At 62.0% G+C, this 14,787-nt stretch carries 9 protein-coding genes; 5 read left to right on the top strand and 4 right to left on the bottom strand.

Annotated features, from left to right (window positions below; translation table 11 throughout):
- The first annotated feature begins 89 nt into the window (after positions 1-89).
- Positions 90-3,662, top strand: coding sequence for an ATP-binding protein (locus tag MF6394_RS06710; RefSeq protein ID WP_078466399.1), 3,573 nt, complete (start codon positions 90-92; stop codon positions 3,660-3,662).
- A gap of 602 nt (positions 3,663-4,264) precedes the next feature.
- A complete protein-coding gene (locus tag MF6394_RS06705) occupies positions 4,265-5,509 on the top strand; it encodes an EAL domain-containing response regulator (protein WP_078466364.1) in 1,245 nt (414 codons plus the stop codon).
- On the opposite strand, the gene MF6394_RS06700 is transcribed toward MF6394_RS06705, so the two are convergent.
- Entirely contained in the window at positions 5,478-6,140 is a 663-nt protein-coding gene (locus MF6394_RS06700; protein WP_032895434.1) for a response regulator transcription factor, read from the bottom strand. The two genes, MF6394_RS06705 and MF6394_RS06700, sit on opposite strands and share 32 nt — an antisense overlap.
- 207 nt (positions 6,141-6,347) lie before the next feature.
- On the opposite strand from MF6394_RS06700, the gene MF6394_RS06695 reads away from it, so the two are divergent.
- Positions 6,348-6,632, top strand: coding sequence for a DUF3509 domain-containing protein (locus MF6394_RS06695; RefSeq protein ID WP_020301357.1), 285 nt, complete (start codon positions 6,348-6,350; stop codon positions 6,630-6,632).
- A gap of 170 nt (positions 6,633-6,802) precedes the next feature.
- Here the strand turns inward: MF6394_RS06695 and MF6394_RS06690 are convergent, their stop codons facing one another.
- Positions 6,803-8,002: a CaiB/BaiF CoA transferase family protein gene (locus tag MF6394_RS06690; RefSeq protein WP_047711698.1), complete on the bottom strand. Its 1,200-nt coding sequence runs from the start codon at positions 8,000-8,002 to the stop codon at positions 6,803-6,805.
- Positions 8,003-8,139: 137 nt separating this feature from the next.
- On the opposite strand from MF6394_RS06690, the gene MF6394_RS06685 reads away from it, so the two are divergent.
- Both MF6394_RS06685 and recJ read left to right on the top strand, forming a co-directional pair.
- The gene (locus tag MF6394_RS06685) at positions 8,140-8,682 is read left to right on the top strand and encodes a YaeQ family protein (RefSeq protein WP_003193952.1); all 543 of its coding nucleotides are present in this window, start codon (positions 8,140-8,142) and stop codon (positions 8,680-8,682) included.
- 138 nt (positions 8,683-8,820) lie between these two features.
- Complete coding sequence (gene recJ / locus MF6394_RS06680) at positions 8,821-10,530, top strand: single-stranded-DNA-specific exonuclease RecJ (protein ID WP_078466363.1); 1,710 nt, start codon at positions 8,821-8,823, stop codon at positions 10,528-10,530.
- Between the two features lie 139 nt (positions 10,531-10,669).
- Here recJ and MF6394_RS06675 read toward each other — a convergent pair whose 3' ends face one another.
- Positions 10,670-11,950 carry a virulence factor family protein gene (locus MF6394_RS06675; RefSeq protein ID WP_020301355.1) on the bottom strand — a complete coding sequence of 427 codons (1,281 nt, stop codon included), beginning with the start codon at positions 11,948-11,950 and terminating at the stop codon, positions 10,670-10,672.
- Positions 11,950-14,592: a bifunctional lysylphosphatidylglycerol flippase/synthetase MprF gene (gene mprF, locus MF6394_RS06670; RefSeq protein ID WP_078466362.1), complete on the bottom strand. Its 2,643-nt coding sequence runs from the start codon at positions 14,590-14,592 to the stop codon at positions 11,950-11,952. The genes MF6394_RS06675 and mprF overlap by 1 nt, the downstream gene beginning before the upstream one ends.
- Between the last annotated feature and the right edge of the window lie 195 nt (positions 14,593-14,787).

The raw sequence follows: 14,787 nt of genomic DNA, 5'->3' as shown, positions 1-14,787 counted from the left end.
TTGCAGTCGGCCAAGCCCGTCCTCGTGACGGGCTTTTTCATTCTGGCGAGCCATACTTGCCCATTCGCCCAATCAAGGAAACCCAACCGGTGCAGGTGTTGATCCAATGGACGTTGAAGCTGGTGTGCCTGTTGTGGCTCACCCAGGTACCCATGAGCCTGGCCGCTGTCAGCCTGCCGTTCAAACTGGTGCCGGCGTTTATCGCGCTTGAACCTATGCCCCTGGCACCGACCGAGCAGCAGTGGTTGGCGGCACATCGGACATTGAAGGTGGGCATCTCGATAGATGACTACCAGCCCATCGACATCACCCGCGACCGCAATCGCTACCAGGGCATCAGCGCCGATTACTTGAGCCTCGTCGGCGCGCGGCTGGGTGTGCCCATGCAAGTGCTCGGCTTCTCCGAGCGCGCCCAGGCGGTCGAAGCGCTGCGCAACGGCACCATCGATATTCTCACCAGTGCCAATGGTTACGAGCGTGACGTACCCGGCCTGCAGTTCACCCCGGACTACATGCCCGACCGTTCAGTGGTGGTGCTGCGCCGCGACGATACCCAAGGCGACGACCTGGCCGGCAAAAAGCTGGTGTTGCTCGACGGCTACGCCAACGTGCAGAAGGTTCACGCGGCGTATCCGGACAGCCACATCATGCTCGCGCCCAACCTCTACAGCGGCCTCGAAGCCTTGAAGCAGGGCGACGTCGATGCGTTTATCGGCAATGAAGTGATCGTGCGCGCCTATAAATCGCTGCGGCCTTACCTGGGGTTGCAGATCAAGGAGCAAAGCCGGCTGGCGCCCATCGGATTTGCCTTCGCCACCCGCCAGGCAGATCCGTTGTTGGGGGCCATGATGAATCGCGCGCTGGCAAGCCTCGACGAGTCGGTGCAGCGCGAAATCCTCGCGCGCTGGACCACCGGGCTCGGTGTCGGCATCAGTGGTGAGCGCATTGCGTTGTCGACATCGGAACGGGCCTGGGTGCGCGAGCATCCCCATGTCGTGGTAGTGGCCCAGCAAATGTCGCCTTATATCTTCAGGGACAAGGACGGCCGCTGGGTTGGCTTGAATGTCGACCTGTTGAACCGCATCTCGCGCATGACCGGTTTGCAGTTCATTTATGAAGAGGTGGGTTCTACCGCGCAAACCCTGGAATGGCTAGAAACCGGCCGGGCGCAGATGAACACCACCCTGGCGGTGAATCAGGAGCGCAATGCGCTGCTCAACTTCAGCCATGGTTTTGGCGGCTCCGGCTGGGTGTTTATCGAACGTGCCGATGCCGCGCCCCTGATGGGCTTGAACCAGTTGGACGGCAAGGTGCTGGCATTGCCGGCGCGCCACGTCATGGAGAGCCAGATTCGCCATGACCACCCGCGCATCAAGTTGCGCCTGGTAGACAATTACACCCAGGCCCGTGAGCTGGTACGACGGGGCGAGGCCGCCGCCACGATACAGACTGAAGTGGAAGTGCAGAGTTACGCGCAGGACGGCTTGCGTATGGGCCGCAGTGTCGACGGCCAGTGGTCGTCCAACTGCCTGTCGGTACGCAAGGACCAGCCTGAATTGCTGAACATTCTGAACAAAGCCCTGGAGGCGTTGCCGGTGGCTGAGTTGAGTGCCTTGCGCCTGCGCTGGATCGGTGCCGTGACGATTCCCCCGCCCGTCTGGCAGCGTGTACCGCCCTGGGCTTATTGGACGATGGCCACGGCGCTGCTGTTCGTGTTGGTGTCGTTGGTGTGGAACAGCCGGCTCAAGCGCCAGATCCGCCAACGGCTGGAGGCCGAGCAACGGCTCAATGACCAACTGGCGTTCAAGCGTGCATTGCTCGACGGTATGCCCAACCCGCTGTTCGTCCGCGACCTGGACGGGCGTCTGGTGACCTGCAATAAAAGTTATGAACAGCAATTGGCGACCCGGCTGGAGCTGATCCAGGGCCTGACGCTGATGGAAAGCAAGGTGGTGCCCGACGCCACGGCGGCGCGCCTGCACGAAGGGCACATGGAGCAATTGGCCACGCAGCAGCCGTTGTTTGTCGACCGGCAATTGGAGCTCAATGGCGGCACTTATCACGTCTATCAGTGGACCGTGCCCTTTTTCGACGCTCAGGGCCGCTTGCAGGGGTTGTTGGGCGGCTGGATCGATATCAACGAACGCAAAGACCTGGAGCGCCAGCTGATGGACGCCCGCCAGGCCGCCGATGAGGCGAACTACGCAAAAAGTGCATTTCTCTCCGCCTTGAGCCATGAGATTCGCACCCCCATGACCGCCATCATTGGCTTGCTCGAACTGGAGCAAGAGCGTTGCCTGGCAAGCGGCCAACCGGTTTCCGAGGCGCTGCAAGTGGCCCATCGTTCGGCGCGCGAGCTGATTGCGTTGATGGGCGACAGCCTGGACTTGGCCAAGATCGAGGCCGGCCACCTGCAACTGGCGCCACAGACCACTGAACTCAAGGGTTTTTTCGAGGGTATCCAGAGCCTGTTCGAAGCCACCGCGCAACAGAAGGGCCTGCATCTGACCCTGGCGTTTGATCCGGCTGCTCAGGGCTATTACTGGTTCGACCCGCTGCGGTTACGCCAGGTGATGCACAACCTGTTGGGCAATGCGCTCAAGTTCACCGAGCGGGGCGGGGTTCACCTCAGCGTGACCTGCCAGCGGGATGAACGCGATAGCGAATACCTGCACTTGTGCGTCAAGGACAGTGGCCCGGGCATCAGCGCCGAGCAACAGCCGCGGGTATTCAAGCCGTTTACCCAGGTAAGCGCCTTGACCGCCGCGCAGCATGGCGGCACCGGGCTGGGCCTGAGTATCTGCAAGCAACTGGTGGAATTGATGGGCGGGAGCATTCACCTCGACAGCGCGGTGGGCGAGGGGACGGTGGTGTGCATTGACCTGCGCCTGGACCGGGTCAGCACCGATGATGTGCCGGCAACGCCCACCGCGACGTTGTCACCGGCGGGGCGTAGCCTGTCGGTGCTGGTGGTGGATGATTTGGCGGCCAACCGCCTGGTGCTGGCGCAGCAGTTGCAGTTCCTCGGTCACCAGGTGGTCGCCCTGGAGTCGGCCGAGGCCGCGTTGCAACGCTGGCGTGAGCAGCGTTTTGACGTGCTGGTCACCGATTGCCAGATGCCCGGCATGTCCGGCTATGCCTTGAGCGCGGCGATCCGGCGCCTCGAAGCCGAGGAGCAACGGCCTCGTAGCGCGCTGGTGGGTTGCACCGCGAACGCCATGAAAGATGAACAACGCCGCTGCGAGGACGCCGGTATGGATGAACTGCTGGTCAAGCCCGTGACTTTGGAACACTGGACCCAAGTGCTGGCCCGCGTGGCGCCCCTGCGTTCGTTCGATATCCAGGCCCTGCGCACCATGACCCAGGCCGACGGCCCGGTGCTGCAGAGCATGTTGCAGGAACTGGCTAAGAGCCTGGACCACGAACACGAGGTATTGGCGGGCGCCCTGGCCGAGCGTGACATGGCACGCTTGAACGCATCGCTGCATCGGCTCAAGGGCATTTGCTCCTTGGTGGACGCACTGCCACTCGCCAAGGCCTGTGTCGCCCTCGAGCAGTGCGCCCGTGAGCAGCGCGGCGCCGAGCTTGAAGCACCCTGGTTGCGCTTGTCCGAGGTGCTCAAGGCGTTTCGTCGCGACCTGCAACCCTATCTGGATGCCTGACACCCTAATGCCGGTCAGCTAAGCGAGCGCACCGCTCAACGCAACGACGATCAAGTGTGGGAGCTGGCTTGCCTGCGATAGCCGTAGGTATCTACACAACTTTTTAGGCTGTAACAGCAGACGGTAACCACGATGCGAAGCGAGCCGCTCTTGATCTTGATCTGCTCTTGATCTTAGGCGCCCCGTCAAACCACGCTGGCCGGAATTCGACAGTGATTTGGGGGGTAAACCGGCAGGGATGCCGGTTTAGCCGCCCCGCGCCATGGATGGCGCGTGGCGGCGGCCCCCCAAATCACTGGCGGATTACGGGCACACCGAGCCTAAGCGAGGTGCCGAGTGGTGGGGCAAGAGCGTTTTGCTTACTTTTGCGCTGTTCAAAAGTGAGCCGCCGTCAGGGCGGAACCCTAAGTGGCCGTTACCTAAATAACGGATATGTACCCGGTCCAACGGTGTTGCTTGTCAGGCCGTCTTCGCAGGCAACCAGCTCCCACAGGGGATCTGCCCTTCCCACATTTAAGGACGCTTTTAGGACACGTCCTATGGGGCACACCGCAGCATATGGCTACTGTGCAAGACTTTCCCTGTACCGACACCACTTACCCATGCGATCCCAGAACGTCCTGATCCTCGAAGACAACCCGTTTCAACTGATGGCCCTGCACCAGATGCTCAATGCCAACGGCGTGTTCAATGTACGCGCCGCGGAAACGGTCGAAATCGCCCGCCAATCCCTGGACAGCAAAGGCCCGGTGGATATCGCCATCTGCGATCTGTACCTGGAGCAGGGCGATGGCCTGGCGTTGATCCGTGAATTGGCCGAGCGCCGCCTGGCCCAGGTGTTGATCCTGCTCAGCAACGCCGAGCCCGACGTGCTGGAAGGCGTGGCGAACATGGCCCGCCAATTAGGGCTCAAGGTCTTGGCGTGCTTGCCCAAGCCGGCCTCGGCCAAGCTGATCGGGCAAGTACTGAGCGATTGTCAGGAGCACTTGCGTCCAGGGCCTGCGGTGCTGTCCTGGGAGCGCGTCCGTCAACTGCTGAGCTTGAGCGAGCGGGAACAACTGCCGCCCTCGGCGGATGTCAGCCAGGTCACTATCGCGGCGTGTGGCAGGGTCTGGTACCAGCCCATCGTCAGTCAGGCCGGGGTGTTGCAAGGGGTGGAGGCGCTGGCGCGTTGGCAGTTGCAGGACGGTGAGCTATTGCTGCCTGACGAGTTCCTGCCGGTGCTGGAGTTTGCCGGCATGGAAGAGGCGTTTACCTGGCATGTGCTGGAGCAGGCGCTTGGCTTGGCGAACCAGGTGATGGGCGAAAGCGGCCAGGTGCTGCCGGTAGCGGTGAACATCCCCGGGCGCATGCTGGAGCGCGAGCACTTCCCCCAGGTGCTGCAAGGTTTGCTGCAACTTCATGGTGTGCCCGCCCATAGCCTGACCCTGGAGTTGGTGGAAACCTCCACATTGAAAACCGACAGCGCCCATGTCACCGGGTTGCTGCGCTTGCGCATGTTGGGTTGCCAGTTGTCCATCGGCGACTTCGGCATGGGCGGCACCAGCCTGCAGCATTTGCTGGAGCTACCTTTTACCGAACTGAAAATCCCCCCGGCGTTTGCCTGTGGGATGGCCAATGATGATCGCAAGGCCGCGGTGGTGGCGGGCGCCATGAGCATGGCGGCGCGCCTGGGCGTTGCCGTGGTGGTCACCGGCGTGGAAACCGCCGCCGACTATCACGCTGTGGGCGAACTGGGCGCGGCGTGGCTGCAAGGCTGCTTTATCGCGCGGCCGATGGAGGCCACGGCGCTCAAGCAATGGATCGCGTTCCAGGCTAGGCCAGCCCGTGTTCCTGCACGTAAATAAACAGGGCGGCATCATTGACCAGCCCGAGCTTGCGCATGGCGCTGACTTTTTGCGCGCTGACGGTCTGCTTGCTGCGGTGCAGGTGCGCGGCGATCTCGCCCACCGTCATGCCACCGGCCAACAGGCGAATCACCTCCAGCTCCCGGGGTGACAGGTGCTCCTGGGAATGCAGGCGATCAGCGCCGACTTCCCCGGCCAGGCTCAGCGCCTGGCGGATGGTCTGGGCCACGTAGGTGCGTTGCTGGCGCACCTGGCGGATCGCCTGGGGCAGCTCATCGGCCAGGCTGGCCTTGCTCAGCAAACCCATCACACCCAATGCCAGGATGGAATGAAACAAACCGGCATTGTTGAGCATGGTCACCACCACAATGGGCAGGTGCGGATAGTGCCGGCGCAGTTGCTCGATCAAGCGCAGCCCGTCGGCCTGAGGCTCGACGGGCATCATGAAGTCCGTCACCACCACATCGCAGGCACAGTGTTGCAACACTGCACTGAGAGCCTGAGGGGAATTGGCCTCGCCGACGATGCTGATCTGCGGGTCCCGTTCGAGCACGGCGCGCAGGCCGATCAGGAAAATCGGGTGATCGTCGGCAATCACGATACGCAAAGGCGGTTCAGACGCAGCTCTCAAGTCAGGCTCCCGGGATAATCCAGGGATTCTAGCCTGTGCGCCGTTGTTTTTTCTCTGTCATCTTTTCCGTGCATGCTCGTTTTCCTCAAGCAGTGGATTACACAAAAGGTAGAACTTTCTGCTTTGAGCACGGGTCACTTGAATGTCAGCCTCTTCGTGACATTTTTGTTTTTCGAACCTTTTTCGAATGATTGAGTGGTGATCGAGATGGAAAGTATCAACCTATTGCTCAGCCAAGCACTGAGCCCTTATCAGGTTACGCTGACCTCTGCCGGTATGCGCGACGACTGCCTGGTAACCGTGAAGAACCCCGGTGGCGCCATCGTGGTTGAACGTGAAGTCGATCGTGCGCAATTGAGCGACAAGCGCGCGCTGGTGGATGTGGTGGATTGCCTGCTTCGCGACCTGAAAATTGCCGAAGGCCGCCTGGAACCTTCAGTCATCGCCGCCTTGCGCAACGCCTCCCAGACCCGTGGCGGCGCCCTGGCGTGAAACATTATTTTTCTTCGGAACCTTCCTACAAGGTGTTCAGTCAGAGTTTGTAACAGCAAGAGCAGGCATTGTGCTCCGGTGTCTGTAGCTTGCTGTACTGGTCTTTGTAGGCCACGTTTAACCCCGAGTTGTCTCCCCACTGCTCGGGGTTTCTTTTTGCCTGCAATTTGTCAGATCGCCCCGTCCTCGCGCAGGCGGGTGATAGCTGCGGCGTCGTAGCCCAGGGCATTGAGCACCAGGCTGTTGTGTTCACCCAATTGCGGGCCAACCCATTCGCAACTGCCCGGAGTGTCCGAGAGCTTGGGCACGATGCCGGGCATCTTGAAGTCCTTGCCGCCTGGCAACTGCGCCTTGAGGAACATTTCCCGGGCCAGGAATTGCGGGTCGCCCAGCATGTCTTCGGCGCTGTAGATACGGCTGGCGGGCACCTCGGCTTTATTCAGTTGCTCAATCACCTGGTCGAGCGACAGCGAATTGACCCAGCGATCAATCACGCCGTACAGCTCGTCGCGGCGAGTGTCACGCCCGTCATTGCTGGCCAGTGCTGGGTCGTTCGCCAAGTCCTCACGGCCGATCACCTGCATGAAGCGCTTGAAGATCGCATCGCCATTGGCGCCGATCTGCACATGCTTGCCGTCTGCGGTGGTGTGGATCGAGGACGGGGTGATGCCGGGCATGATGTTGCCGGTGCGCTCACGGATAAACCCGAACACATCGAACTCGGGGATCATGCTTTCCATCATGGCGAAGATGGCTTCGTACAGCGCCACATCCACCACTTGGCCCAGACCGCCATTGACCTCGCGGTGACGCAGTGCCATCAGCGCGCCGATCACCGCCCACAACGCGGCGATCGAGTCGCCGATGGAAATGCCGGTGCGCACTGGCGGGCGGTCCTCGAAGCCGGTGATATAGCGCAAGCCGCCCATGGACTCGCCCACCGCGCCAAACCCCGGTTGGTCCTTCATCGGCCCGGTCTGGCCGAAGCCCGAGAGGCGCACCATCACCAGCTTGGGGTTGAGGGCGTGCAGGGTTTCCCAGCTCAGGCCGAGTTTCTCCAGCACGCCTGGGCGGAAGTTTTCGATCAGGATGTCGGCGTCGGCCAACAGTTGCTTGAGGATCGCCAGCCCCTCAGGGTGCTTGAGGTTGAGGGTCAGGGACTGCTTGTTGCGCGCCTGTACGAACCACCACAGCGAAGTGCCTTCATACAGCTTGCGCCATTTGCGCAGCGGGTCGCCGCCGTCCGGGGATTCGACCTTGATCACCTCGGCGCCGAATTCGGCGCAGATGCGTGAGGCAAACGGGCCGGCGATCAGAGTGCCCAGTTCGATGACTTTCAGGCCGGCAAGTGGTTTGGCATTGAGCGACATGGGGATCCTTACAAGCGCGGGACGATGATGTACTGCTTTTTAACATAGGCGAGCTGCGTGGATGCAGCGCAGTATTCGTTCAATGCCCTCGCCATCGGTTAGACTGGCCGCCTTTCCTTGTCTTTAGAAGCCCGTTCATGGCCCAGCCGTCCACGACCTACAAATTCGAACTCAACCTCACCGACCTCGACCGCTCGGTGTATGAGAGCGTCAAACAGACCATCGCCCGCCACCCTTCGGAAACCGAAGAGCGCATGACCGTGCGCCTGCTGGCCTACGCCCTCTGGTACAACGAGCAATTGGCGTTCGGGCGTGGCCTGTCGGATGTGGACGAACCGGCCCTTTGGGAAAAGAGCCTGGATGATCGGGTTTTGCACTGGATCGAAGTCGGCCAGCCGGATGCCGACCGCCTGACCTGGTGCTCGCGCCGCACCGAACGCACCAGCCTGCTGGCCTATGGCAGCCTGCGCGTGTGGGAAGGCAAAGTAGTGCCGGTGGCCAACAACCTGAAAAACGTGCACATCGCTGCCGTGCCCCAGGAAGTGTTGGAGACCCTGGCCAAGGATATGCCCCGCGTCATCAAGTGGGACGTGATGATCAGCGAAGGCACGATCTTTGTGACCGATGACCGTGGCCAGCATGAAGTGCAACTGCAATGGCTGGTCGGCGAGCGCGGTTGAGCAGGGCTCCCTGTAGGAGCGAGCTTGCTCGCGAAAAACTCCAGGGCACCGCGATCACCCAGGCACACGCGTCATCGTTAACCACCTTCGCGAGCAAGCTCGCTCCTACAATGATCAAAGAGAAGTTATCACCACCGTATGCGTATCGATCCCCGCCCACTGCCCGCCGTCCTGCCTTTTCTCGGTGAACTGCCGCCGTTGTTGACCCGCCTTTACGCCGCACGCGGGGTGCAATCGGAAGCCGAGCTGGACAAGAGCCTGGCGCGGTTGATTCCCTATCAGCAGCTCAAGGGCATCGACGCGGCGGTGGACTTGCTGGTGACGGCCCTGGAGCAGCGCCAGCGCATCCTGATCGTTGGTGACTTCGACGCCGATGGCGCCACGGCGAGCACCGTGGGCACCCTGGGCTTGCGTTTGCTCGGCGCGGCCCATGTCGACTACCTGGTGCCCAACCGCTTCGAATACGGCTATGGCCTGACCCCGGAAATCGTCGCGGTGGCCCTGCAGCGCGAGCCGCAGTTGCTGATCACCGTGGACAACGGCATCTCCAGCGTCGAAGGCGTGGCGGCGGCGAAGGCGGCGGGGTTGCAGGTGCTGGTCACCGACCACCACTTGCCCGGTGATGAACTGCCGGCCGCCGACGCCATCGTCAATCCGAACCAGCCGGGCTGCACGTTTCCCAGCAAGGCCCTGGCCGGGGTCGGCGTGATCTTTTACGTGCTGATGGCCCTGCGCGCGCGCTTGCGCAGCCTGGGTTGGTATGACAGCAAGCCCCAGCCGAACATCGGTGAACTGCTTGACCTCGTGGCCCTGGGCAGCGTCGCTGACGTGGTGCCGCTGGACGCCAACAACCGCATCCTCGTGCACCAGGGCCTGGAGCGTATTCGGGCCGGTCGGGCACGGCCGGGGATCAAGGCGATTCTGGAAGTGGCCAAGCGTGATCATGCGCGTATCACCTCCACCGACCTGGGTTTTATCCTCGGCCCGCGCCTGAATGCCGCCGGACGCCTGGACGATATGAGCCTGGGCATCGAATGCCTGCTCACCACCGACTTCGCCGCTGCACGGGAAATGGCCGCGCAACTGGACGGCATGAACCAGGACCGTAAATCCATCGAACAAGGCATGCAGCGCGAGGCCCTGGCCCAGCTCAAGGACTTGCCGGTGGAGTCGATGCCGTACGGCTTATGCCTGTTCGACCCGGAGTGGCACCAAGGGGTGATCGGCATCCTCGCGTCGCGTATGAAGGAACGGTACTTTCGCCCGACCATCGCCTTTGCCGATGCCGGCGATGGCCTGCTCAAGGGCTCTGGACGCTCGGTGCAAGGCTTTCATATCCGCGATGCGCTGGCGGTCGTCGCCAGCCAGCATCCCAACCTGATCACCAAATACGGCGGCCACGCCATGGCGGCGGGGCTGACCTTGCCTGAAGCCAACTTCCCGTTGTTCGCCGAAGCCTTTGATGCCGAAGTGCGTCGGCAACTGCGCGAAGAAGACCTCACCGGCCGCCTGCTTTCAGACGGTACCCTGGCGGTGGAAGAGTTTCACCTGGAACTGGCCCGCGCCCTGCGCCATGCCGGCCCGTGGGGGCAGCACTTTCCCGAGCCGTTGTTTCACGGGGTATTTCAGTTGGTGGAGCAGCGGGTGGTGGGTGAGCGGCATTTGAAAGTGGGGCTCAAGAGCGAATGCGGGTCGGTGAAGCTCGATGGCATTGCCTTTGGCGTGGACCGCGAAGTGTGGCCGAACCCGACCGTGCGGTGGGTGGAGTTGGCGTACAAGCTGGATGTGAATGAATTTCGTGGCAATGAGACGGTGCAGTTGATGATTGCCCACATCGAACCGCGCTGATTATTAGCAACATCACACATCAAAAATGTGGGAGCGGGCTTGCTCGCGAATGCGGAGTGTCAGTCAATACTGCTGTGACTGATCCACCGCTTTCGCGAGCAAGCCCGCTCCCACATTTTGTTTTGTGTATGGCTCGGGATTACTCGGCTTTGGCCTGATGCTTGACGATAATATCCACCAAGCGCTTGGCCAGCGCCGGGTAGTTCTCATCGAAGTGGTGCCCGCCCGGCAACTTCATGGCTTCGCCCACGGCGGTTTTGTCGGTGCAGCCGCTCTCGTCGACTTCTTCGGCGCCGTAGATGCACACGACTTTTTCAGGCGGCAGCTTGGCCATTTCCGGGCCGGTGGCGGCTTCTTTGCCGGCGTTGCCCAGCCAGCCTTCCACTTCGATTTCAAAGCTGCCGGTGCGGGCGAAGGCCAGCAGGATGATCGCGTCTACCCGTTGCTGTTCGTTCTCTGGCATACGGTTGTAGATCGCCGGCAATACGTCGGCGCCGAACGAGTAACCGGTCAACACGAAGCGCTTGGTGCCCCACTTTTGCCGGTAGTGTTGCATCAGCTCGGTGAGGTCCTTGGCGCTTTGCTCAGGCGTCTTGTGCTGCCAGTAGTAGCGCAGGGTGTCGATGCCCACCACCGGGTAGCCGATCTTCGCCATCTCGCCCGCCACGTCGCGATCCAGGTCGCGCCAGCCGCCGTCACCGGAGAGGAACAGGGTCACGGTGTCCTTGGCTTGGCCGGCGGGTACTTCCACCACCGGAATCGCCAGGCCGCCGTTGTCCGAACCGACCAGTTGCTTGCGCAGTTCGTTGTTCAGCACCTGTGGGTAATGAATGTCGTAGTCGCTGATGCTGGTCGTAGCGCGCGGTGTGTCACGTACGAAACTGGCGCTCTCATCGTCGGGGTTATCGTTCCACGCCACCAGCCAGTTGCCATGGGCGGCGGTTTTCGGCAGCGGGTCGTTGCAGCCTTCCTGTTTCAGGGCGAAGCCCACAGAGATGGCGTTGGCCTTGTCGTCGTTCTGGGTGGCCAGCCAGCGCCAGGCGAGTGCGGCGCCAGGGCCGATGCCGCTGACCAGGGTCGCCGGGCCTTTGAGCTGGGCCAGGGCGCCTTGCAGGGCTTTTTCCTGCAATGCGCAGTCATCTTTGGGCAGCACCACCTGAACCAGTTGCGCAGCACCGCCCTGGCTCAGGGCCATCAGTTGGCTGTCGGTCAAGGTTTCGTCGGCCATCACCGCCACGGCCACGCGGGCTTTTGCGTTGCTGGCCGGGGTCACGCGGGTCATTACCGAACCGTCGGCCTGGGGCAAATGCTCCAGGGTCGGCTGCGGGGCAGGGCGGTTCCAGTACCAGAAGCCACCCGCCGCGATCAGCGCAAGCAGCACCACTAAAGCCAATACATACCGCCAGGAGCGTCGAATCATCAGCGTTTCACCAATCCAGTCAAGCCGCCCGCGATCAGGGCGGCGGTATCGGCCAATGCCACCAGCGGATCCAGTCCTGCGGGCACGGCCATGTAACGGGGTTCCCAGTCTGGCTGGAACTTGTCTTTGAAGCGGCGCAAACCTTGGAAGTTATACAGTTGCTCGCCACGGCGGAACACCATCGAACCCAGGCGTTGGGTCAGCGGTGCGCCACGGCGCGGTTGCAAGCCCGACAACGGCACCATGCCGAGGCTGAAGCGTGCGTAGTCGTGGCTCTTATAATGTTGAATCAGGCCCACCATCATGAATTCCATGGTCAACTTGGGCGCGTCCGGGTGGGCACGCATCAGGTCGAGGCTGGCCAGGTCATGGTTGTAGGTTTCGAGCAAGTTGGCGAAGGCCACCGGGCGCCCTTCGAAGCGAATGATCGCGATACGAAAGTGCTTGAGGTAATCATCGCTGAAACGGCCCAGGGAGAAGCCCTTTTCCCGCACATTCTTACCTGTAAGCCAGGCATCGGAGATGACTTTTAATTCATCCATCGGCGCCTTGCCCGGTTCGCAGATCTCCAGGGACAGGCCGTCCCGGGTGCCACGGTTCCAGGTGTAGCGCAAATCCTTCATTTCTTTGCCCTTGGCTTCCAGGTCAAAGCGTTTCAGATCGACGCGGGCTTCTTCACCCAGCTTGATCGCGGTGAGGCCGATGTCCATGTAATACGGCAGGTTCTCGGCGCGTACCTGGTAGAACACCGGGCGGGCGTGGTGGATGTCGCACAGGTCGCGGAACTGCCAGATCATCTCGGCGCGCTGTTGGGTCGGGCCGATCGGGTCGTACAGGGCCACCAGGCTACGCCCGCGACGGGCATACATCAGGAAGGCTTCGTCGTTGGGGTGAAACAGCAGCGCCTTGTCGCCAGTGAGCGCCAGGCCGCCGTCGGGTTGGGACGAGGCCATCAGGATCTTGCTGGCGCGCTCCAGTTCTTCCGGGGTCGGCAGGTGAATGACCGGGCGTGCCGTGCGCAGCAGCCAGGTCAGCGACACGATCACCAGCAACACGGCGGCGCCGAGCAGCGAACGCAAGCCACGCGGGGCGTTGGCATCGAGGGTGAACTGCCACCAGAGTTGATGGCTGTAGGGCACGTCCTGATAGGCAAACAGCAGCAGCCAGATCGAGGCACCGAGCACACAGACACTGGCCACCAGGTACAGCGGCGAAAACGGCAACTCGGTCAGGCGACTGGCGCGGTAGAAGGAGCGGCGGAAGATGGCCAGCAGCACTGCGGTCATGGTCATCAGGCTGGCTTCTTCCCAGTCGAAGCCTTTAAGCAGCGAGAGCAGGGCGCCGACCAGCAGCAGCACCATGGTCAGCATCCAGGCGGCCGACAAGCGCCGACGCAGGCCCTGGGCGAGCAACAGGCACAACACGCCGATCAGGCTGGCACCGAAGTGCGACGCGTCAATCAGACGATGGGGGATCAGGAAACCGATGTTTTCCAGGCGTGAGTCGATCTCTGGCGTGGCGCCGGAAAACAGCAGGACCACGCCGGACAAAAAAACCAGGACGGCCAATACTGGCGCTGCCAGCCCTGATGCCACCCGCAGGCTTTGCTGGGTCTGAAACAGGCGCTGGGCCTCGTTGACCAGCAGGAATACACAGGCGATCAGCAGCGGCAGCACCACGTAGATCATGCGGTACAGCAACAAGGCAGCAGCCAGGGGCGCGGCACCGAGTTTGTCGGCAAAGGCCGCCAGCAGGATCGCTTCGAATACACCCACGCCACCCGGCACATGGCTGAGCACACCAGCGGCCAGGGCCAGCAGGTACACCAGCAGGAACGGGCCGAAGGGCGGCGCTTCCGGCAACAGCAGATACAGCACGGTAGCGGCTGCGGCGACGTCCAGTGCGGTGATGATCAGTTGCAGGAACGTCAGGCGTCGGCCTGGCAGGCGCAGGGTACGGCGCCCGGCCTTGACCAGCAGGTTGTCAGGGTAGGGCTGTTCCGGCAGTCGGCGGCGATAGATGCCGATGCACAGCAGCACCGACAACAGCAGCACGGCGCCGGCAATGCCACCGAGCAGGCTTTGCGATAAATGCAGGTAAGTGGAAGCGGCCGGCAAGTTGCTCAACGTGGCCAGCGCGGCCAGCGGCGGCAGGGCACAGCCCAGGGCCAGGCTGGCGAATACGGTCATGTGCGCCACTTCCGAGGCGCCGATGCCATGGCGTGCATATAAACGGTAGCGCACCGAACCGCCCGAGAGCATCGACAAACCAATGGCGTTGCCGATGGCAAAGGCGGTGAAACCACCCAGGGCCAGGGTTTTGGCGGGCAATTGCACGCCAGCATACCGCGCGCCGGAGAACTCATAACCGAGCAGGATAATGAAGCCGCCAACCGCTGCCGCAAAGGCACCCAACAAGGCGGGCTTGGGCACTTCCAGGATCGAATCGTGCAGGGCGTAGAGGTCCAGCTCCAGCAACAGGTGTCGGCAGGCGATCAGGGCGATTGCAAACAGCAGGAGCGTCACGGCCAGGCCGATGGGCTGGCGATACTTGCTCAACAGGTCCAGCCACCGCAAACGGGTGGGAGTGATCGGTTGTTCTGCTGTGACGGTGTCTTGTGGTTCAGACGAGTTGGCGCGCATCAATCACCTCGTGGATTGTGCGCGACAGGATGGAGGTATCCAGCCAAGTTACCAATCCCTATGGACAAAATAATTACAAATATTAACGCGGATCACCGGGCGCGGCGACTGCGGCCATTGGTCGTAGAGGGGTAGCGCTTGAGCAGTGAGCCTAGCGTGCAATGAGATGGACTCTGCAAACCGTCTACGGTTTCA

The sequence above is a fragment of the Pseudomonas sp. MF6394 genome (genome assembly GCF_002018845.1).
In the GTDB taxonomy this organism is placed as follows: domain Bacteria; phylum Pseudomonadota; class Gammaproteobacteria; order Pseudomonadales; family Pseudomonadaceae; genus Aquipseudomonas; species Aquipseudomonas lactis.
The sequence above is the reverse complement of the archived record's forward strand: the minus strand, read 5'-3'. Positions and strand labels throughout refer to the sequence as shown.

What these genes read in the sequence shown, in the direction of transcription:
- mprF (WP_078466362.1), bottom strand. Translation starts at nt 14,592, where the DNA reads ATGCGCGCCAACTCGTCTGAACCACAAGACACCGTCACAGCAGAACAA.
- recJ (WP_078466363.1), top strand. Translation starts at nt 8,821, where the DNA reads ATGCGTATCGATCCCCGCCCACTGCCCGCCGTCCTGCCTTTTCTCGGT.
- MF6394_RS06705 (WP_078466364.1), top strand. Translation starts at nt 4,265, where the DNA reads ATGCGATCCCAGAACGTCCTGATCCTCGAAGACAACCCGTTTCAACTG.
- MF6394_RS06675 (WP_020301355.1), bottom strand. Translation starts at nt 11,950, where the DNA reads ATGATTCGACGCTCCTGGCGGTATGTATTGGCTTTAGTGGTGCTGCTT.
- MF6394_RS06690 (WP_047711698.1), bottom strand. Translation starts at nt 8,002, where the DNA reads ATGTCGCTCAATGCCAAACCACTTGCCGGCCTGAAAGTCATCGAACTG.
- MF6394_RS06695 (WP_020301357.1), top strand. Translation starts at nt 6,348, where the DNA reads ATGGAAAGTATCAACCTATTGCTCAGCCAAGCACTGAGCCCTTATCAG.
- MF6394_RS06685 (WP_003193952.1), top strand. Translation starts at nt 8,140, where the DNA reads ATGGCCCAGCCGTCCACGACCTACAAATTCGAACTCAACCTCACCGAC.